Consider the following 22,739-nt stretch of genomic DNA (forward strand, 5'->3'; position numbering starts at 1 on the left):
TACCATGTGTAGGAAAGTAGTCGGAATTCCACTAGCCGGACCAGGTAAAACTCTGGAAGAAAACACCCGGAGATGTAGAAACCGTTTCAGTTACAGAAGCAGTTTCACGAGGCGATACGCCTGCTTTGTAGGCAGTTGTTGTCTGGTAAGAATTGGTTCCGTCATAATAAAGCAAGTTAGTGGCCGATGGCGTTCCAGCATATAAGAAGTTATTATTTGACGCAGTATCATAAGACGTCAACGACGTTGAAGTCCTTCTGAAAGCTGCAGCAATTCCAGTACCAGTCGGAGTTGTACGGTTTACAAAAATGTTATTGCGTAATGACAATGTTGGTGTCGTAGACGATTGATAAACGCAGGCACTTGCAAATCCAGTTCCCGTACTTGTACCGCCCAGATAAACCGTATTGAAATACAGATTTATGTTGGTTCCGACACTTCCGGTGTAAATACCGTAGAGGTTCAAACCTGTACTGGCCGGAGTGCTCAGGTTCCCAATGATATTATTAGAAACATTGAAAACAGTTCCGGCTCCGGAACCTAAATAAAGTCCGGCAACCAGTGGCGTTGTACCTGTTGAGCTCAAATTATGAACAATATTTTTAGCAACCGTTGATGTGGATGCATACGCATTTCTGATACCAACAACGCTGGCAGAGCCGGCTCCTGAACTGGTAAACGATAATCCATTAATGTTATTACCGGTTATGACTTTCACGCCGGCAGCAGTATTGTTGTAGAAACCATAAATAGCGTTACTTGTAGAGGTATTGCTACCCGCCATTGTAAAGTTAGAAAAGTTATTATTGGTAAATGTCTCTAATACCGGGGATGAGCCGTCAAAATATCCATAAATCAGACTGCTCGTTGAAGATGCATTGTTAGGCATAGAAAAACCTGACATTGTATTCCCGTTGATAACAATTGTAGAAGTAATGCCTCTTATACCATAAATTGACCCGTAACTGTTCAACATGCTGACACCAGTAATCGTATTCAGGTTGGCATTGAAATTAGTTGAACTGCCGTTATTATATATACCATAAAATGTTGCACTATTTGCCGAACCCGATAATCCAATCGAGTTGGTCAATATTTGATTGCTGTTGATGTTAGTGGTCGTATTTGTGGCTGTGTTATACAAAGCATACATTGTTCCGCTGGTCGTAGCACCAGTGAAAGTATTATTTTGAACAATATTGTTGTTCATATTTAAGATATCTGCGCTTGCCGTGTTGTAAATCATATAATAAGTAGCGCTGGTTCCTGTAGTATACGTACAGTTTTGAACCACGTTATTATTAATTACAATCGTATTGGAAGCAGCTGTACTACCAATCGAGTTCTCAATTGCTGAAATCTGAGAAGATGTGCCACCTCCTTTAACAGTAACAGTATTGTAAGTAATGGTAACATTCGCACTGGTTCCAGCCTGAGCATAAATTCCACGTAATGTGGTGGCGTGATTAACTCCGGAACCATTATTGTTATTGATTGTATTATTCGAAACATTCAGACTCCACTGGTTATTTGCACGGATAGCAGCTGCCGGGTTCGTAGTTGCGCCACCTCCATAATTCAGAATGGAATTACCTGTTGTAGCTGCAGGTGCACCGGTACCACCAATATCGTTACCTAAATCTCCAAGGAAGGTCGATGCGTTTGGCGCAGGTCCAGACTCCGGCAGAAGCAGCAAAACCATTAAGAACGATGCCGTAATTACCACCATTGATGATGTTGGAATAGAATTTATTGAAACTGTTCGTTCCTGAAGCTGCTGATGGTGTAAGCGATGTTACAGCTGCTGTGGCTGTTGCATTAATTGCTAATATTCCAACAGAGCCATCTACCATAGGACTGGTTCCTGAAGCGTTGTTCACACGCTGCATATTGAAAACGCAATTTTTAATCGTATTGTTATTTGCACCATCTGTTGCGCTTGCTTTGAATAATCCAACACCGAATTCCATTGTCGCCGGATTCGCTGCATTTCCATCTGTAAATGTAAATCCGTCAATAGTGATGTAATCTCCACCTCTGATACTGAAAATTCCGTCTGGTGCAGCACTTGAAGGAGTTGCTGTTCCAACGCCTGCATTTATTGTAGGATTTGCTCCGGCACCACTTTTTACAAATGTAATTGTATTTGTTAATGTACCGGTAGCGGTAAGCGCTATTCCGGTTGGAGGAGCAGTTTCAGTATAACCTGCTGCAACTGCAAAAACTACAGGACCGGCAATACCGTCTGTGTTAATTCTTGTCACGGCTGCGGCAACTGTCGCGAAACAACCAGGAATATTATAAGTACCAGCCGCTAAGCGAACTGTGCTCACAGTTACTGTTGTAGAAGTAGAATTAGCAATAGTACATACGCCACTTTGAACCACAGCCCTGAATTGCGTAGTTTGTGTTAAAGCACCTGAAGTATAAGTTGTAGATGTATTGGCAATAGTGGTAACATTAGCAAAATTATCAGTCGAACTTTCCCAACGAACAACATTCCCAACATGACCTGACAAAGTCAATACGCCACTTGTTTGTCCGCTGCAAATTGTTGCACCACCTGTTACTGTACCGCCTATTGATGTTGGGTTAACAATCATGTTAATGGCATTCGATGTTGCCGGAGAACCAGTCATACAAGGTGTAGCATTAGAAATCATTTCAACGGTCACTGAATCAGCATTAGCCAATGTTGAAGTTGTAAATATTGAAGCAGTTTCTCCTAATACATTAGATCCGTTCACTTTCCATTGGTAAGTCGGTGTTCCGCCATTTGTAGGAGTTGCTGTAAATGTTACGCTTGTTCCTGTGCAGATTGTAGTAGCAGTTGCAATGATGCTTACGCTGGCAACCAGTGTTGGATTAACCGTCATAATGATTGCATTCGATGTAGCAGGCGAACCTGTCAGGCAAGGTGTAGCATTTGAAGTCATTTCAACGGTCACTGAATCATTATTGGCTAAAGTCGAAGATGTAAATGTTGAAGCAGTTTCTCCTAACACATTAGATCCATTCACCTTCCATTGGTAAGTCGGTGTTCCGCCATTTGTAGGAGTTGCGGTAAATGTTACGCTTGTTCCTGTGCAGATTGTAGTAGCAGTTGCAATGATGCTTACGCTGGCAACCAGTGTTGGATTAACCGTCATAATAATTGCATTCGATGTAGCAGGCGAACCTGTCAGGCAAGGTGTAGCATTTGAAGTCATTTCAACGGTCACTGAATCATTATTGGCTAAAGTCGAAGATGTAAATATTGAAGTAGTTTCGCCCAAGACATTAGAACCATTCACCTTCCATTGGTAAGTCGGTGTTCCGCCGTTTGTCGGTGTAGCCGTAAATGTTACGCTTGTTCCTGTACAAATTGTAGTATCAGTAGCACTGATACTTACACTTGCAACTAATGTAGGATTAACCGTCAAAGTTACCGGACTGTTGAAAGTTGTAGCACAACCTGTAGCTGTATTGGTAATTTTGGTTAAAGTCGCTATCGTATTATTGGCTGCCAATGGCAATGCAGGAGTAGTAAAATCAAATTCACCAGATGCATTGGAAGTACCACTCACGCTTTGTACACCCGGTAGCATTGGGTGTGTATACTCTGCAGTTCCGGCAGTATTTGGCAACAATCCGGTTAAATGAATAATTGCCGGATTGCCTTGACAAACTGCAGTTGTAGTAACAGTAGACAGAGTCGGGCTTGGATTTACCGTAACCGTTAAAGTAGTAGTTGTTGCACACTGTCCTGATGTCGGGGTAAAAGTATAAGTCGTCGTTGCAGTGTTATCCGCAGTTGGCGACCAACTTCCCGTATAGCCATTATCAGATGTAGTAGGTAATGTAAGCGATCCTCCTGAACAAACTGGCGCAATTGGTGTGAATGTTGGCGTTACTAAAGGTGTAATCGTCAGTTGAAGCGTTTCATCAACAGTACAACCATCACCATTTATTGATGTGCCAAATAAGTCCCAGTCGCAGTGTAGGTTTGACCATTCACTGACCAAGTGTAACTATTACATTCTGTTAAAGTCGTGGTATTTGTAAGTTGGCTTGTTGGTTCATGAAATTGTAAATACAACGTCGAATGGCGCAGTACAAGGACTATTCCCGGTTACTGTAACGGTATGAGAGCCTACTGTCAATCCGGAAACATTGAATTCACCCGAAGATGTCAAAACTACCGGAGTTGAAGCACCTCCATCTATACTATAATTAACCGATAGATTTGAAGGTACCGGACTCAAAGAAATTGTCGCCGAACCGTTATTTCCTCCAAAACAAGTTACCGCGCCTAAATTTACTGCAGCACCTGAAGTAGCGCATACATTTAAAGTAAGCGGCAACGGAGCTCCTTCTGAATAACCAACCGTCACTCCCGGAGTTGCAACCGGAGTAGCCAATCCGTAAGGATAACTGTTGAAAGTCGTTCCGTTTTTGTATCCTGTTACATAAGGTGCAGTAGAACCATTAGTTGTAACATTATTTACCCAAAATTGAGCATTACTGCTTGGTGTCCACGGCACAGTGTTAGTCAGGCGATAACGTCCGATTCTGTAAGTTCCGTTTGGTACTAAAACTGCTGATGAACCTGAAAGTAGTGATCCGATTACACGCAATTGACCAAAGCCATTTACGGTTCCTCTGTAGGTACCACTTCCATTAGCTCCGGAAAAATCCAATCCATTAAAAATGGCATCACGGGTACTCGGGCCAAAACAAAACTTCCGCCATTGGCAGCTGTTGACGGTGTTCCGCCATTCATAATAGCCGGGTTGAAATTTACACCATATTGTAACGATGCGATTTTAATTCCGCCATCAGCTAAAGCGGTACCGGTGTGATTAACTACAAGGTTGATATCAAACTCCAAAGTCGTCGGAGTCGGATTCGAAGGATTCGCTAAAGTGTACATAAATTGAACTCCGGAAACCGGTACTTCAGTAGCATTCAAAACTAAAGATAGCGGTGATGCTTCAGTATATCCAACTGACACTCCCGGATTTGCAGCAGGCGACGTCAGTCCGTAAGGGTAGTTTGGCGTCGTTGTACCATTTTTATAGCCAATAATACCTGGTGTTGTAGAAGCTCCGGCAGCTGAATTATTTATCCAGAATTGCGCATCGCTATTGGCTGTCCAGGCTACGGTATTGGTAAAGCGATAACGGCCTATTCTGTATGTTCCGTTAGGAATCAAAACAGAAGATGCTCCATTAACAGCAGTTCCAATAACACGTAACTGTCCGAAATTATTTACTGTTCCTCTGTAACTACCAACCCCGTTAGCACCTGTAAAGTTCAATCCGTCAAAAATTGCATCGCGGGTATTCGCAATCAAAACAAAACTACCTCCGTTGGCAGCAGTCGATGGCGTACCACCGTTCATGATATTCGGATTGAAATTTACACCGTATTGCAAATTTGCAACTTTAACACCGCCATCGGCTAAAGCCGTTCCGGTATGATTTACGACCAGATTGATATCGAATTCTAAAGTTGTCGGACTCGGATTCGAAGGATTTGCTAAGGTGTAGGTAAAACTCGTCCCTGCCACTTGTGCGAACCCAGCATACGACAACATCAAAAAGCATAGAAGTAAAAGCTTCTTACCGTATGAATAATGATTATTCTTCATGATTTTTATATTTTACCTTGACTTAAGGACGTTGCGTGTAAATTGAAATGTCTGAATTATTACTTACCTGAGAGAAGTCGAATGAATCTACGATACCATCTCCGTTTAAGTCTGTTGCAAGTACGCCATAAGCAGCACTGTCACTGTCGTTCGAAACAGTTGAAGTATCAACAATGTCAATTACTCCATCCTGATTCACGTCTCCGTTATACATCGCCCAGACGCCTGGTTCTACTTCAACAACACTCTGTTGACTTCCATCGGTATAAGCTTGTGATTGAGCGGCGCTGAAATCAAAATCAAGCGGTGTACTTCCTACTTGTTGCGGTACAGCACTCCAGGTTTCAACCAGGTTAGATCCTCTTACTACGATGTAGAATAAACCGTCTGGCGCCGTAGGGAATATACTTGTAAGTGTACCATCTGTTGCTAAAGTTGCATCAGTTGTAGCAACTAAAGTTAAGGTTGAAGCATCGCGTAATTCAATTGTTAAGTCTTCTACTTCTTCATCATCTGAATTCCCATCCTGATTGTATTTCACAGAAGCCATTGTTCCGGCACCAGTGTAGTAACCCTGAATGAATAATTTAAGGTTTACAACCGATTGACAAACATTAACCGTAACAGTCAAAGTAGCTGTAGTAGCACATTGCCCTGAATCCGGTGTGAAGGTATAAGTCGTTGTCGCTGTGTTATTCAAAGCTGGCGACCATGTACCGGTGATTCCATTTGTAGAAGATGCAGGTAATGTGAAGCTGCTGCCTGAACAAATTGGCGCCATTGCATTGAACGTTGGCACCGTTGGTGCAACGACAGTGATATCTCCACCGTTATCAGAACCTGTAACTTCATTGCTGCTTACTACTCTGATTCTGTATCCTGTTCCTGCTGCCGTTCCACCAGGAATTGTAGCAGGAATTGGAGAAGCAGTATTAGTTCCCAAAGCAACCGGTGCAGCGAAGCTACCTGATGCATCTGACAGTTGAGCCGTGTAAGTTCCTGAAAGCGTTACATTAGATGTAAAGGCAACTGAAACCGTTGAACCTGCGCAATATGATACTGGTGAAATAGCCGATGTTGTAATTGTAGCATCCGAAACAGTTACTGTGCTGGTAGTATAATCAAAAGTTACCAGTTTTGTTGGTGTTGCAGGTGATGAGCTAAAGCTTTGCGCTCCTACTACTAATGTTCCTGGGAATAATTTATAAGTACCATTGGCCGGCGATGCAGAACTGAAAGTTACTGATTGTGTCGCTGATGTAATTGCAGTTGAAGTGATACCACTTAATCCAGTTACGTTGATTGTTCCCGTTCCTACTCCGCTTACAGTTGTTGTACCTGTGTAAGTGTTCGCTGTGTTATTTCCGCTTGCGGCAGTAAATGTAAGCGTACCTGCACCAGTTTTGATTACTGAACCTGAACCTGTGATGATTCCGGCTACAGTATTGTTCGCAGCTGAGCTAATGGTTAGGTTAAATCCTGCATTGTTCAACGTAGTATCACTGTCTAAAGTAATCGTTCCTGAAACTGAAGTCGCTAAAGCTAATGTTTTAGCAGCACCTCCGGATAAGAATTACATTTGTATAAGAAGACATTGCTGAACCTGAATTCGTAGCAGTTGCAAGGGTTTGATTTCCTGCTAATGTATAGGCTACAGTTCCACTGTTTGTGATTGTAGTCATTGCTACGGTTGGCGCTGCACCTGTCAATCTTAAAGTTCCACCTGAATTGATCTGAAGCGTACCTCCAAGACCGGCAGCTGTTCTTCCGATTACAGCATTAGCACCTGTTCCTGTTGCATCACTTTCTACAACACCACCATTTTGGATAGTGAAGTTGCTTCCTGTTGCTGCTCCTGTGTCTGGTGCAAGTCTGTTATTGCCACCTGCAACTTTTAAAGTACCTGCAGCGATGTTAAATGTTTTCGCTTTGATGCTTGTATTGGCTGTAACCGTTTGTCCTGCATTCAGATTCAATTCAAAATTAAATCCGGAACGGACTTGCAGCTCCAGCATTTCCTGCGCCCCACTCACCTGTTGTAGTAAGTACTCTTGTATCTCCGACTACTGAAATTTTACCGGTAGTAGAAGTAATCCATGCCGCATTGCTAGGCAACGTTGCACTTGATGTTCCGGGAACGGTGTTAAATGCACCTGTATAAGCTCTTAGTTTACCATTAACATTCAAAGTAAATGTACCTAAAGCTAAACGTGAAGCCGCTGTATTATTCAAGTGCAAATCTTTACAAGCCGAATTGGCAGTTAATGTTACCGTATTACCAGTCTGGATATATACACTACTTGTAGCAGTAGGCGTTTGCCCAGGGTTATTAGAACCTACACCTGACGCTTGCCAAACAGAACCGTTATAACGTTCCCAGGTTGTTGAAACTGCCCAGCTTCCTGAAGTAGTCGATCTGAAATCACCAGCACCAATTGACGAATCATTTGGATAAACTGTAATGGTCATGATTGCCGTTGTAGCACACTGTCCATCGTTTGGCGTAAAGGCATAAGTTGTTGTCGCAATATTGTTCAATGCCGGCGACCATGTTCCAGTGTAACCATCGTTAGACGTTGTTGGCAATGGATTCAATGTATCACCCGCAAAAATTGGCGCTACCTGAGTGAATGCTGGTGTTACAACCGTAACAATATTTATTGTTAATGTCGTCGAAACAGCACACTGACCAGGGTTTGGTGTAAATGTATACGTTGTTGTTTGCGTATTGTCTACATCCGGTGCCCAGGTTCCTGTGATACCGTTAAGCGATGTTGTCGGTAACGGAGACAATGGGTTATTCTCACAAGTTGGCGGAACTGCTGCAAACGTTGGCGTAACAATCGGATTAACCACAATGGTCAAAATCGTTGTTGTTGCGCATTGTCCTGCGTTCGGAGTAAATACATAATCCGTAGTTGCAGTGTTGTTTAAAGCAGGTGACCATGTTCCTGTATAGCCTTCAATAGATGTAGTTGGTAATGGTGATAATGAACCTCCATTACAAATTGGCGCAACTGCATTGAAAGTTGGCGTTCCGATTGGATTAACCGTAATAGTCAAAGTCGTTGTCGTTGCACATTGCCAAGCATCTGGTGTAAAGGTATAAGTTGTTGTTGCCGTATTGTCGATCTCCGGTGACCAGCTTCCTGTGTAACCATTAAGGGATGTCGTTGGCAATTCAGCAAGGAATTCGCCTGAACAGATTGCATCAACGCCATTAAATGTCGGTGTGATATTCGGATTAACAGTCATCTCAATTGCATTTGATGTAGCCGGGTTATTGATGGCACAAGGTGTTGCACTTGATGTCAATACAACTGTTACTACATCTTCATCTGCTAAATCTGTTGTTGTAAATGTAGAGGATGTTTCACCCAATACACTTGATCCGTTGATTTTCCATTGGTATGATGGACTTACGCCACCGTTGGTTGGTGTAGCAGTGAATGTTACACTGGCCCTGCACAAATTTCGTTATCCAATTCGCTTGAAGCGATACTTACACTCACCGGAATATTTGGATTAACTGTGAAGCTTGTTGTATTACCTGAAGTGAACGTCGTTGTACAACCATTGATAGTGGCTGATGTAATTACGACGTTGTAAGTGCCAACCGGATAAACTACACTTCCAAAATTGTAAGTTCCGCCAGATACCAATGCAGTTACTGCGCCTGGATTACCATTGATCGTGTAAGTGAAATCTGTCATTCCGTTTACAAGTCCAGAAGCTGTGAAGCTAACTTGCGTTCCTTCACATACTGATGCTGCAGAAGGCGTTAAACTTGTAATCGATGGGTTTGGTTTAACAGTCAAAGTAACTGTTTTAGCACCGATTGCATAATTCAATTCACAACCTGTAGCTGTTACTTTTACTTTAGTTACAGAAATTACAAGGCCATTTTCTGCCATTGTAAGTACCGGTGTAGTCCAGCTGAAGTTACCTGAACCGTCTGCTGTACCTGATTCTGTTAAGTAAGTAGCGCCTCCATTATAAGTATATGTGATTGAACCAGCCACATTTGGAAGTAATCCGGTGATGCTAACTGTAGTTGTATTGCCCGCACATACAGCATCAGCAGTTACCGTTCCAAGTGTTGGATTCGGGTTCACTGTGATTGTAAATGTTTGTGGTGTACCACTACATCCGTTTACCACTGGTGTAACTACTACAGTAGATACTTGTGGAACACCTGTTGTGTTAGCCGTTGTGATACTGATGTTACCTGAGCCTGAAGCTGCAAGCCCTGTGTTTGTATTGTCATTCGTCCAGTTGTAAACTACGCCTGTCAATGCATTTCCTGTGAATGTAACTGCTGAAGCCTCGCCTGCACAGTGTACTTGGTCTGCCGGATCGTCAACTGTAGGTGTGATTGCAGTCTGGATAGTTCCAACACCGCCACCTGTTACGATTCTTGCATCTGTACCGTTGCCTGAGAAAGTATTTCCAGACAAGGTTATGTTACAAAGTACTGGTGAGTTACCTCTTCCGAAGTAATTATCAACTTTATTATTCTGGTCACCGTCATCTGAACCTAAACCAGTGTAAGGTTGGTTTCCGGCCTGTTGTTGGATAGCGATGTCGTTATTGGTAAGTGTATTTCCGGTAACCGTATGGTCGGTTCCTTCCACTACGATTCCGTAACCATCGCTGTCTGATGATTGCGTGAAGCCTGTAACGGTATTACCTGAAACGGTAACGTTGTTAGGCACGTTTACACCATTACTGTCAGCAGCAAGATATGCCCTACGCATTACTGCGATACCTGCACGATCTCTCAAATCAGCATTAGCAGTTGCCATTGTGATGGTATTGTTGCTTACCGTTGCACCGTCAGGGTTTTTCAATTCGATACCGAATCTTCCACCACCCGTGATATTGTTGTTGTCGATTAAGTTTGCACCGAAGTTAGTGTTAAGTCCACATAATCCGATACCGTTGTCTCCACTTCCGATAGTAATCGTATTACCTGTCACAATTACACCTGAAGCAGTACCATCAGCCAATTCGATACCACAACAGTTGTTATTGGTAACGGTGTTGTTGGTGAACTTAATGTTTTTCTTGAATCCGTTCCAGATAACGATACCCTGGCTCCTGCTCCATGGTCAGTAACCAAACAGTTATTAACTGTTACGTCCTGAATGTCGCCTAAACCTGAGATATAAATTCCTGAGGCTGGTCTTGCAGATACAGCAGCAACGTTATCGATAGTAAGACCATTGGTCAATCCATTTGCATAGATATCACCGTTGCTGTTACCCGAACCTCCTGTAAATCCTGAGATTGTAAGGTTTTTGATAGCAACGTTTTGTTTCCCGTTTTGTACGTTCACACCGTTACTGCCTACAGCAAGTGATGCCCCGTTCAATACATACAATGCTCTGGTTGACTCAACTCCCTGAAGTGTAATATTCGATTTATCGATATCTACTTTTTGAGCATAAGTACCAGCCTGAAGGTTGATGACATCGTTGGCATCAGCATATTTTACTGAATTCTGGATGTTATCCACTTTACCAACCACATTATTTACATATTGGTTACCCGCTTTGTAAATTACTTTACCTTTCTTGCCGGCGCTCACTTCTTTGTGGGCCATTCTTGCTTCTACATCAAATAATTGTGCATCAGTAAGGCTTCCGAAAGAAATGCCGTTAAGCGTTGAAGAAGTTATGTTGAATCTGAAGCTTTCAGCAACATTACTCATGTTGATCATCGTTGATGCAGCATTGTTGATGAAGTTGTTTGCTCCTAATGCATAACTGCCTGTTGTAGGTATAGTTCCACCCAATGACATTTGCGTACCATTATTATTAAAAGTGTTTCCGCTGATGTTCAGGCTTGCGCTGTAATCATCAATGTTCATAGCGCTTCTTGTATTCATGATGGTATTTCCGGTGATGTTCACCACAGCGACACCGCCGTTGATGTAGATACCGTTATTCCATGTTTTATGAGTGCTGAAAAGACTTGACCCGTCACCGGTAAATTTATTGTTAAGGATGTTTTTCACACCACCTGTTGAAGATGTTGTAATCGCTCTTGCAAATACACCAGTAGTCGAACCCATTCTTTCGAAAATACAGTTCTGGATTGTATTTGTACCAGCGCCGTCCATGATGATTTGGTCAAGTGCTACTGCATCCGTACGGTATACACGAAGACCGTCAAGGATAGTTGTACCCGCATTGTTGATGTCGATAGAACAGTTCTCCAAAGTAGCTTCGTCAACCCTTGAACCTGTACCAGGAATTCCGGCATTTGTCCGTTGATGGTCAATGCTTTGTTGATATTGATTGTTTCTGTGTAAGTTCCTTTACAAACATTAATCACGTCATTCGGATTAGCAGCAGTAATTGCAGCCTGAATAGTTGAATAATGTGTATTTGTTGTCTGGTTGGTTACAGGGAAATAAGTCACCGTGTAACTAGCTGTATTTTTACAACCATTTCCATCGGTTACTGTAACGCTATAAGTCTGTGTTGTGTTAGCCGCAGTCGTGATTGACTGTGTTGTTGCTCCACCTGGCGACCAAAGATAGTTTGCATAATTGCCAACACTCAATGTAGCTGTCGGATTAGCACATGTCAATGTATTCGCACCTGTGATTACAGGATTTGGAAGTGCATATTCAGATACTGTTACCACTGATGTATCAGCTGTATTACACGGTGCTGTAGCATTTACAGTATAAGTGTATACTAAACCAACATGGCTCCATGTTCCACCAACATCAGGTGATCCGCCTAACACTGCGAATAATTCAGCATCAGTTGGACTGTAGCCAGTACAAACTGTAAGCGTACTGTCTGTTCCCGCATTTGGATTACGTTGAACCGTTAAAGCGACAGTTTTACCTGTAAATGCAGTTGTACAATTTGTACCATTATTCGTAAGATTAGTAACTTCAACTACATAACCATTCTCTGCCATAGTAAGTATCGGAGTAGCGAAACTGAATGTTCCGTCACCTGCAACAGTATAGGCTTGTGTTTGTGCACTACCTCCATTTACAGTATAAGTAGCAACTCCTGAAGTACCAGGCAATAAACCTGACAAAAGCACATTCGTTGCGTTTCCTTCACATACAGTAGCCGCAGTTACTGTTGATAATGTAGGGTTCGGATAAACAGTCAGTGTAACTGTTTTAGCACCGATTGCATAATTCAATTCGCAACCTGTTCCCGTTATTTGCACTTTCGTAACAGAGATTACAAGGCCATTTTCTGCCATTGAAAGTACTGGTGTCGTATAAGTAAAATTACCTGAAGCGTCAGCAGTTCCTGATTCTGTTAAGTAAGTAGCGCCACCGTTATAAGTATAGGTAATTGTTCCTGATACATTTGGAAGCAATCCTGTGTAAGAAACAGTTGTTGTATTTCCTGCACATACAGGAGCAGCGGTTATTGTTCCTAAAGTCGGATTTGGATTTACAGTAATTGTAAATACCTGTGGCTCTCCTTCGCAACCATTTGCAACCGGTGTCACTATTACTGTAGATGTTTGTGCAATACCAGTAGTATTTGCGGTGGTATAGCTGATGTTTCCACTACCTGAAGCGGCAAGTCCGGTGTTGGTATTGTCATTCGTCCAGTTATAAACCACTCCTGGCAATGCATTTCCTGTAAAAGTTGTAGCTGAATTTTCACCAGCACAATGTACTTGATCAGCAGGATCATCAACTGTAGGTGTTACAGTCAGTACTATTGTACCTACTCCACCTCCTGTTACGATTCTTTCGTTTGTAGTATTTCCTGAGAAGGTATTTCCTGATACATCTACATTACATAAAGTAGGTGAATTTCCTCTTCCGAAATAGTTATCTGTTTTGTTATTCTGGTCACCATCATCTGAACCTAAACCTGTGTAAGGTTGGTTTCCGGCTTGTTGTTGGATACCGATATCAGAATTGCTTACCGTATTTCCGGTAACTCTATGGTTAGTTCCTTCAACTACGATTCCGTAACCGTCACTTGTTGAAGACTGGGTATAACCTGTAACTGTGTTACCGGTAACCGAAACATTGTTTGGTACATTCACACCGTTATCATCGGCAGCAAGGTATGCCCTACGCATTACTGCGATACCAGCACGATCTCTCAAATCAGCGTTCGCCGATGTCATGTTCACGATATTATTGCTTACTGTGGCACCGTCAGGGTTTTTCAATTCGATACCGAATCTTCCTCCGCCTGTGATGTTGTTACTGTTGATTAAGTTGGTCCGAAGTTTGTGTTAAGTCCACAAAGACCGATACCGTTGTCACCGCTTCCGATAGTAATCGTGTTACCTGTTACAGTAACGCCTGATGCTGTCCCGTCTGCCAATTCAATTCCGCAACAGTTGTTGTTAGTTACTGTATTATTAGTAAACTTAATGTTTTTCTTGAATCCGTTCCAGATAACAATACCTCTTGCTCCTGCGCCGTGGTCAGAAACCAAACAGTTATTAACCGTTACGTCCTGAATGTCACCCAAACCTGAGATATAAATTCCTGAAGCTGGTCTTGCAGAAACTGCTGCAACGTTGTCAATTGTAAGGCCATTGGTCAATCCATTAGCATAGATATCACCGTTACTGTTACCTGAACCGCCTGTGAATCCTGAAATTGTTAAGTTTTTGATGGCAACATTCACTTTACCATTTCGGATGTTAACTCCATTAGCGCCTGACGCTAAAGTCGCACCATTCAAAACATATAAAGATCTTGTAGCTTCAACTCCCTGAAGTGTGATATTCGATTTATCGATATCAACATTCTGAGGGTAAGTTCCAGCCTGAAGGTTGATTACGTCATTCGCATCAGCATATTTAACTGAATTCTGAATAACGTCTACTTTACCTACAAAGTTGTTTACATATTGGTTGCCCGCTTTGTAAATTACTTTACCTTTTTTAGCGGCAGTTTTGTGCGCCATTCTGGCTTCAACATCAAACAATTGAGCATCTGTAAGACTTCCGAAAAGAGTACCATTCAATTTTGAAGATGTAATGTCGAATCTGAAGCTCTCAGCAACGCTGCTCAAGTTAATCATTGTTGAAGCAGGATCATTGATGAAGTTGTTAGCTCCTAATGAATAACTTCCTGTTGTTGGTACTGCGCCGCCTAAAGAGATGTGCGTACCGTTATAACTGAATGTATTACCACTTACAGTATTGTTAGTACTGTAATCATCCATATTCATTGCACTACGGATGTACATAAAAGTATTTCCTGTGATAGAAACAGTGAAAGCACCTTTATCTATATAAATACCTCTTGCCCATGATTTGTGTCCGCTGAACAAGCCTCCTGAATTATCTCCGAAGATTTTGTTGTCTTTGATTACTTTATTACCGCCACCTGTGGTTGTAGTCAATGCCCACATATCAGTACCGGTAACTGAACCTTTACGTTCGAAGATACAGTTTTGAACCGTGTTTATTCCGCCCCCATCAAGTACCAATTGGACTCCTGCGGTCGCGTCATTTCTAAATATCGTCAAACCATCTAATGTTGTATCACCGGCATTGTTGATGTCGATTGAACAGTTGGTTAAGATCGCTTCATCAACCCTTGAACCTGTTCCCGGAGTTCCGGCATTTGGTCCGTTAAGCGTTAAAGCTTTGTTGATGTTGATGGTTTCTGTGTATGTTCCTTTACAGATGTTGATCACATCATTAGGATTGGCAGCAGTAATCGCCGCCTGAATAGTTGAATAATGAGTATTCGTTGTCTGATTGGTTACAGGATAATAGGTCACAGTGTAGCTGGCAGAATTGCTGCAACCATTAGCATCAGTCACTGTAACACTATAGGTTTGTGTTGTATTTGCTATTGTCGTGATTGTTGACGTAGTTTCTCCGTTTGGTGACCAAACATAGCTTGCATAACTTCCTGCACTCAATGTAGCAGTTGGGTTAGCACAAGTCAATATGTTAGCGCCTGTGATTACCGGAGTTGGAAGCGGGTTTTCAGATACTGTTACAGTAGCGGTATCATTTATAGTACATGGTGAAGTCGCGTTTACAGTATAAGTGTAAATCAGACCAACATGGCTCCAAGTACCGCCCGTATCAGGTGATCCGCCTAAAGCTGCAAACAATTGCGCCTCGCTTGGAGTACTGCCAATACATACTGAAAGCGCACCGTCTGTTCCTGCATTTGGAGTCGCTTGCACTACTAAAGTAGCGGTTTTACCTGTGAAGCTAGTTTCACAGTTTGTACCATTATTAGTCAATTTGGTGATTTCAACTACATGACCGTTATCTGCCATAGTAAGTACAGCAGTAGCAAAGCTGAATTCGTTTCCGTCTGCTGTAAATGCTTGTGTCAACGGACTTCCACCATTAATGGTATAAGTAATAACACCAGATGAATTATGCAGCAAACCTGTCAAATGGATATCCGTTGCAGTTCCGTCACAAACAGCATTTGCGCTAACTGTATCTAAAACTGGGTTCGGATTAACAATAAAGCTAGCCGTATTACCGGAAGTAAACTCTGTTAGACATCCATCAACTGTAGCAGATACGATTATAATTTCGTAAGTTCCTACAGGGTAAACAGCAGAAGGGAAAGTGTATGTTCCGCCGGTTACTGTAACGCCATTTAAAGTTATAAGGTCTAATGCTGGTCTTCTTGGGTCATTATTGTGATTGACATTTGTTACAGCATAAGTGAAATCTGTTACGCCATTTAAAAGACCTGAAGCTGTGAAACTAACAGATGCTCCTTCACATACCTCCGAAGCAGATGGACTAACACCACTAATCGTTGGATTAGGTTTAACAGTAAATGATGTCGTATTATTAGATGTAAATGTTGTTGTACAGCCACCGATAGTTGCTGATGTAACAATAACATTATAAGTGCCTACTCCATAAAGTGTATCATCAAAAGTTGTAGAGCCGCCAGTTACAGTTACTCCTGTTACTGTGAAAGGATCACCATTTACAGTGTAAGCAAAATCTGTTACACCATTTGTAAGGCCGCTAAGTGTTAAGCTTACAGGTGTACCTTCGCATACCGAAGCAGAAGAAGGTGTAACGCCAGTCAACGCTGCAGTATCACCCGTACAAGAACCAGGGTACCGGTTGGAAACCTGTTGCACCATCACTGTCAGTAGCTGTTGAAATGAAAGGTTTGTAAGTTACATTTCCTGAAATAACGGTTGCTAAATCTGAACAATCAACACCCAGGTATTGCAAGTCGCAGTGATAAGATTGCCTGCACTTACAGCTAATTTACCGTTTGCAGTATTTCCGTTATTGTCAAATTTGTTTTCAAAAGCAGTTATAACGGCACCATCGTTAAGAATTCCGGTTACCGATACTGTAGAAGAAGCCGGATTCGTAATAAAGTTATTGTGAACATTCAAAACTGCATTAGCTCTTGCAACGATTCCGAAACCGTTGTTTCCTCCTGTTCCGATTGGATCATTTCCGTTTCCTGTAAGTGTAGAAGTTGCAATGTCAACCAAGGCATTTCCACCTCTAACGTTGATACCACGATTCGCATTATCTGAAATAGTAGAAGCTGTTACAGCAATATCTTGTCTGTTACCTGCGCCTGTTGAGAAGTCAGAGAAAGATAAACCGGCAGAATCATTTGAGATTTTGCCTGTTCCTGAAACGCTTACATTATTAATTTTAGAAGTAATTTTTGCAGCGGTGTTGCTTCCACCTGTGAATACATAAACACCAGCGTGGAAGTTTCTTCCGGTTTGAGCTGGATAATCACCCGTAAATCCTGACATCGAAACGCCATCAACATCGATTAATGACGGAGAGAATGAAGTTCCTGTTACAGGATCAACATTGATTGCTGCAAGTCCTTGCATGATTCCTGTTACCGAACCACCTTCGACTTTAGTAGCCGGAATTGTATTTACATTATAAACCAGGTATCCGTAGTAAGAACCTCTAATTGTATTGTTTTGTGTAGTCGCAGCTTGTGTTCCTGAAACATTAGTCAACGAAATACCTACCGTTGGGGTGGCTCCGTTAAGTTGTGCCGCAAGTGCAATGCTGTTATTATTTAAGGTAAGTGGTTTAGTTGCACTGATTGCAGAACCATTTACGCTAATACCAATCTGAGTTGCGCTGATGCTGTTATTATCGTGGATATTTCCGAAAGTATCAGCACCACTTAAATAAACACCAATTGGCGCACCTGTGATGGTACAGTTTTTAACTTCTGCACCGGCAGTAGTACCATTTGTATTTAAAGGGTTGTCATTAATCAAGATACCGGCAACTGACGGACTTGTAATGGTCACACCATCAATTACTGCTGATGTGTCGTTACCAGCATTGCTGCTGTACCCTTCATAATTATTTACGTTGACACCTTGCTTTACGCCACTGATTGTACCACCTGAAATTGTTGTAGTTGCCTGACAGTTCCATATGTTGATACCTTCAACAGTTGCAATTGAAGTACCTGAACCGTCGATTGTATTTCCTGAAGCACTGCTTCCAGGACCAGGTGAAGACAATGAACCGAATGATAAACCATACCAACGGGTTTCGTTAGCATTGTTCAGAGCGGTAATGTTGTTGTTGTTAAACGTGAATGGCGAAGTCGATGCGCCATAATGCAAGTTATGGAAGACACCACTCCTACGTGCTTGAATTGTATTATTTGAAATGGTAGCAGCTGCACCAGGATTAGCCTGGCTGAAGTTGCCTGTCTGTACACCAAGACGAACATTCGTCATACAGTTATTGGTAACCACTGCATATTGGTTGTTGTAAAGCAATACACCACCTCCCCAAGCGGAGATTCCTGATGTAGCATCGTATGTACCTAAATCCTGAAATTTATTATTCGAAATTACGTTACCTGAAGAAGCAATTCCTGCAGGGTAATCATAAAGCTCAGCACCAAAGTAAGAAACGTTTTTGATGATATTGTTGGTAATAACGGTATTGTTACCTGTTACATATCTTGTCAAACCTACAGCAATATCAATATCTGCTCCGGTTGTACTTGTTTTTCCGGTTGTAATTGAAGTATTATCCCCATCAATTGTGAAACCTGAAATCGTTACGTTTGAAGCCTGGATATCTACAATTGAATAAGCTGTATTACCAGCAATATCTGAAACCGCAGTGGTCAAGACAGCTTCATTTACACGGCTTCCTGAACATCCATCTGTTGATGAATTCGGACCTAAAATCGTCAATGGCTTGTCGACTACAAGGTTCTCAGCATATTTACCTTCAGAAACCGTAATCGTATCTCCTGAATTTGCTGCTGCAATCGCTTCAGCTATGTATAAGAATTTCGTATTTTGGGTTGTATTCGTAATTGGTAAGTAATATACCAAATCACCTGTACAAGAAGCATCTGCTTTGTGGAATAGTTTTCCTTCCAACGTAGCGCGCTCTGAAATTGACATTGCTGTCGGTGATTGTTGTCCGGCGCCAATATCAAAAGTATTATTTTGGATATCTATCCTCTGATCCCAACAAGCCATAGTTGTCGGCCAGCCACCTGTAGTTGGGTAAGTTGGAAAAGTTGAAGCATTTGTTGAACCGGTTTGGTTATCAAAATGGATAAATTCAGTTAAAGTCGACGCAAACTCATTTGCATTTCCTGAAGTACCAACAGTGTAAGTACCATAACTGTCATTATCACTATCGTGGTTTTGGAAAGTCAATCCAATTCCAGCACCGCCAAATGTATTATTTGTCATTGCAGCCGAATTGGCAGTCTGAACAATCGAACTCGAGTTGCTTGAAATTGATTTCGTATTAACAACAACCGCACGTGAATTGGCATTCAATCCTGTGAAGGTATTGTCATCCAAAGTAACCGCTTTCATATTTTCCAATGAAATCGCCCAATCGAAATTGGTAAAAGTATTTCCTGAAATGGTATGCGCAACATTCGCCTGATTATTTCTGATTCTCAATAATGCAGCACCCGGAGCACCGGCTCCTGTGAATGTATTATTAGTAAGCGTAATCGAGCCTGAATTCTGTTCCGCCAATTCTACACCACCACCATTAAAATTATTATTGCTGATTGTACTTGCTCCGTTTGAAGAGAATCTCAATTGCACATCATGATTAATTGTAGTTAATGTATTTCCGGTAGCCGTCAACCCACCTTCATCAAGCGAAATACCGGCGCGGAAATAACTTCCCGGCGCTGTACCATTTACAGTATTTCCTGTAAATACTACATTGTCTACACCTCCTGATGCAAAACGATAATTCACAGTTCCTGAATAGTTAACGCTCACTGCGTTTCTGTCTCCGTAACTTCCGGCTGGAGTTCCATAAGCATCAATGACGTTATTTTTCACTGTGATGTTATCCAGACCTGAAGCTGATGCGATGATCGCGCTTCTTAATTTTGCGAGGTCAACATTGAAGTGGATGTTCTCGATAGTTACTCCATCGACAGAAACATCAAACAAAGTTGGCTTTCCGGTCACCGTTCCTGTAAAGTTTACAACAGGTTGTGATACACCGATACCTTTAATCGTAACAGCTTTGTTAACCAAAACCTGTTCGTTATAAGTACCCGGATCAACCGTGATGATATCGCCGTTTGCAGTCAGCGCGTCATTGATAGCAGTTTGGATTGTACAGAAATATGTGTTTTTAGTTTGATTGTGGACTGGGCCGTTATTCGTTCCGACAGTTCCTGAAGCTGTACCGGTACATCCGTTAGCATCGGTCACAGTAACCGAGTAGCTGCCAGAAGTAAGTCCGGTAATACCTGATGTATTTCCACCGTTTGACCAGCTGTATGAATAAGGGCTTACACCACCCGTTGCCGAAGTGACAGAAGCTGTTCCGTCATTCAAAGTCGGGCAGTTAACGTTTGTTGTGCTTACAGAAACTAAAATTGTTCCGCTGACAGAAAGATTGACACCATTATCCGAACCTGTAATTCCATCACCAGTATTAACAACTCTGATTCTGTAACCAGTTCCTGCAACAGCTCCGCCCGGAATTGTTGCAGCAATCGGAGAAGAAGTACCCGTTCCAATTGTAACCGGTGAGGCAAAACTTCCAGAACCATTCGACAATTGAACTGTGTAAGTTCCAGAAATTGCAATATTCGATGTGAATGCAACTGAAACATTTGCGCCGGCACAATAAGATGTCGGTGAAATTGCTGAAGTTGTAATCGTAGCGTCCGAAACAGTTACAGTGCTTGTAGTATAATTGAAGGTAACTATTTTTGTGATATTGGCATTATGGGAAAAACTTTGGGTATTCACCGTAAGTGCACCCGGAAATAATTTGTAAGTACCGACAGCCGGAGTTGCAGAACTAAAAGTTACCGATTGTGTATCTCTTGTAATCGCTGTCGATGAAATACCAGAAAGCCCGGTAACATTAATTGTTCCCGAGCCTGCTGAATTGATTGTTGTTGCGCCTGTATAGGTATTGGCTGTATTATTTCCGCTTGCCGCAGATAATGTTAGAATATTTGTACCCGTTTTAATCAAAGCACCCGAACCAGAGATAACACCAGTAACGCTGTAATCGGAGTTTGAACTTAAAGTAAGGTTAAATGCATTGTTGTTTAAAGTCGTTCCACTTGCAACTGTCATCGTTCCCGAGACTGAACTGGCTAATGCTAATGTTTTAGTCCCGCCTCCTGATACAACCAAATTCGTATAAGAAGGCATATCAACAGCACCTGTATTGGTTGATTGCACGAACGTCTGATTTCCTGCCGCCGTATATTCGACAGTGCCATTATTTGTAATCGTGGTCATTGCAATTCTCGGAGCAGATCCTGTCAATCTTAAAATTCCTCCGGAATTAATTTGCAGCGTTCCACCAATTCCTGAACCAGTTCTTCCAATTACGGCATTACCTGCTGTCCCTGTTCCATCGGTTTCAACAATGGCACCACTTTGGATGGTGAAGTTACTTCCGGCAGCAACACCTGTGTCAGGTGCAAGTCGGTTAGCACCATCAACTTTCAAAGTTCCGGCAACGATATCAAACGTTCTTGCTTTTATGCTTGTATTTGCCGTGACAACTTGTCCCGGATTCAAATTCACTTCAAAATCAAAACTTGAAGGATTTGCCGCTCCGGCATTACCTGCACCCCAATCGGTACTTGCAGTCAATACTCTGGTATTACCTGCTATCGATAATTTACCTGTAGTAGCGCTTATCCAAGTCACAAAAGGCGATAATGTTGTCGTCGAAGCACCTGGAATGGTATTTAAAGTACCGGTATATGCTCTTAATTTACCATACACGCTTAGCGTGTTAGCACCTAACGATAATCGAGATTGGCCTGTCGCAGCATTCAAATGCAAGTCACCACAGGAAGAATTAGCACCAAGGGTCACCGTATGCCCCACCTGTATAAATACAGCGCTGGTGGCAGTTGGCGTTTGCCCGGGATTGTTAGCACCTGTACCAGATGCCTCCCATATAGTTCCGTTGTAGCGTTGCCAGGTTGTTGAAGATCCCCATGGCCCATTGGCTGTTGATCTGAAATCGCCGCTGACTTGCGAAAAAACTTGATGACTAAATCCTAAACAGAGTAAAATTAGGAATAATAGGAAGGTTGATTTTTGTAATGAATTTCTCATACTGGTTGGTGTTAGGTTTGCTATTCAATGTAAATTGCAAACAAAACCATAACCAAATATGGATATAACAGTACAGCGTGTCAAAACGAAGTTCCCCAATCAGATTTATGCTTTTACATAAGTAAAAACTCAAAAAATTGCGACGTTCCAACACAGTATTTCATTTAAAACGAAGATCCTTTCAACCCTCTTTATAGTTTTACTTACGTAAAATCATAAATGAATTGCGACGTTCCAAATTACAATACATTATCTAAAACGAAGATCCTTCAATCCTATTTATACCTTACACTTGGTAAATCATAAATGGATTGCGACGTTCCAGAAATCAGTAAAAAAATGCGGTGGAAATATAAAATATCACCCTCCACATTGGTTAGGTTTTGTTGTAATTAATGGGTAATATTATTTATACCATTTTCTTCTAACAACTAATACCGTCTAAAAGCAAAATAAAAACGACGAATAGCACTTTTGCGTTGTTAAAATAATTATTAGGAGGATGCCTGTTAAATATTCTTAAAAAATAATTTAACGAA

Annotated in this window: 12 protein-coding genes; all 12 read right to left on the reverse strand. The window is 41.9% G+C overall.

The window, feature by feature from the left end; translation table 11 throughout:
- Positions 1 to 31 precede the first annotated feature (31 nt).
- Genes ACSLFW_RS14225 through ACSLFW_RS14280 form a run of 12 tightly spaced genes read right to left on the reverse strand, consistent with a single transcriptional unit; the run spans position 32 to position 22,200 of the window.
- Entirely contained in the window at positions 32 to 1,729 is a 1,698-nt protein-coding gene (locus ACSLFW_RS14225; RefSeq protein ID WP_436556307.1) for a beta strand repeat-containing protein, read from the reverse strand.
- Positions 1,632 to 4,004 (reverse strand): beta strand repeat-containing protein, encoded by a 2,373-nt coding sequence (locus ACSLFW_RS14230; RefSeq protein WP_436556308.1) that lies wholly within the window; start codon positions 4,002 to 4,004, stop codon positions 1,632 to 1,634. The genes ACSLFW_RS14225 and ACSLFW_RS14230 overlap by 98 nt, the downstream gene beginning before the upstream one ends.
- A 54-nt stretch (positions 4,005 to 4,058) precedes the next feature.
- Positions 4,059 to 4,679 carry a hypothetical protein gene (locus ACSLFW_RS14235; protein ID WP_436556309.1) on the reverse strand — a complete coding sequence of 207 codons (621 nt, stop codon included), beginning with the start codon at positions 4,677 to 4,679 and terminating at the stop codon, positions 4,059 to 4,061.
- Entirely contained in the window at positions 4,631 to 5,632 is a 1,002-nt protein-coding gene (locus tag ACSLFW_RS14240; protein WP_436556310.1) for a hypothetical protein, read from the reverse strand. Before ACSLFW_RS14240 ends, ACSLFW_RS14235 begins: the two co-directional genes overlap by 49 nt.
- Before the next feature lie 22 nt (positions 5,633 to 5,654).
- Entirely contained in the window at positions 5,655 to 7,124 is a 1,470-nt protein-coding gene (locus tag ACSLFW_RS14245) for a dockerin type I domain-containing protein (RefSeq protein ID WP_436556311.1), read from the reverse strand.
- 58 nt (positions 7,125 to 7,182) lie between these two features.
- Positions 7,183 to 7,647, reverse strand: coding sequence for a hypothetical protein (locus ACSLFW_RS14250; RefSeq protein ID WP_436556312.1), 465 nt, complete (start codon positions 7,645 to 7,647; stop codon positions 7,183 to 7,185).
- A complete protein-coding gene (locus ACSLFW_RS14255) occupies positions 7,616 to 9,103 on the reverse strand; it encodes a hypothetical protein (RefSeq protein WP_436556313.1) in 1,488 nt (495 codons plus the stop codon). The genes ACSLFW_RS14250 and ACSLFW_RS14255 overlap by 32 nt, the downstream gene beginning before the upstream one ends.
- Positions 9,085 to 10,722, reverse strand: a complete 1,638-nt coding sequence (locus tag ACSLFW_RS14260; protein ID WP_436557458.1) for a right-handed parallel beta-helix repeat-containing protein — start codon at positions 10,720 to 10,722, stop codon at positions 9,085 to 9,087. The genes ACSLFW_RS14255 and ACSLFW_RS14260 overlap by 19 nt, the downstream gene beginning before the upstream one ends.
- Complete coding sequence (locus ACSLFW_RS14265) at positions 10,614 to 11,855, reverse strand: hypothetical protein (protein ID WP_436556314.1); 1,242 nt, start codon at positions 11,853 to 11,855, stop codon at positions 10,614 to 10,616. Before ACSLFW_RS14265 ends, ACSLFW_RS14260 begins: the two co-directional genes overlap by 109 nt.
- Positions 11,774 to 13,807, reverse strand: coding sequence for a hypothetical protein (locus ACSLFW_RS14270; protein ID WP_436556315.1), 2,034 nt, complete (start codon positions 13,805 to 13,807; stop codon positions 11,774 to 11,776). Before ACSLFW_RS14270 ends, ACSLFW_RS14265 begins: the two co-directional genes overlap by 82 nt.
- A gap of 44 nt (positions 13,808 to 13,851) precedes the next feature.
- A complete protein-coding gene (locus ACSLFW_RS14275) occupies positions 13,852 to 16,737 on the reverse strand; it encodes a hypothetical protein (protein ID WP_436556316.1) in 2,886 nt (961 codons plus the stop codon).
- A gap of 57 nt (positions 16,738 to 16,794) precedes the next feature.
- Positions 16,795 to 22,200, reverse strand: coding sequence for a beta strand repeat-containing protein (locus tag ACSLFW_RS14280; RefSeq protein WP_436556317.1), 5,406 nt, complete (start codon positions 22,198 to 22,200; stop codon positions 16,795 to 16,797).
- Between the last annotated feature and the right edge of the window lie 539 nt (positions 22,201 to 22,739).

The sequence above is a fragment of the Flavobacterium sp. 3HN19-14 genome (genome assembly GCF_051373205.1).
GTDB lineage: Bacteria > Bacteroidota > Bacteroidia > Flavobacteriales > Flavobacteriaceae > Flavobacterium.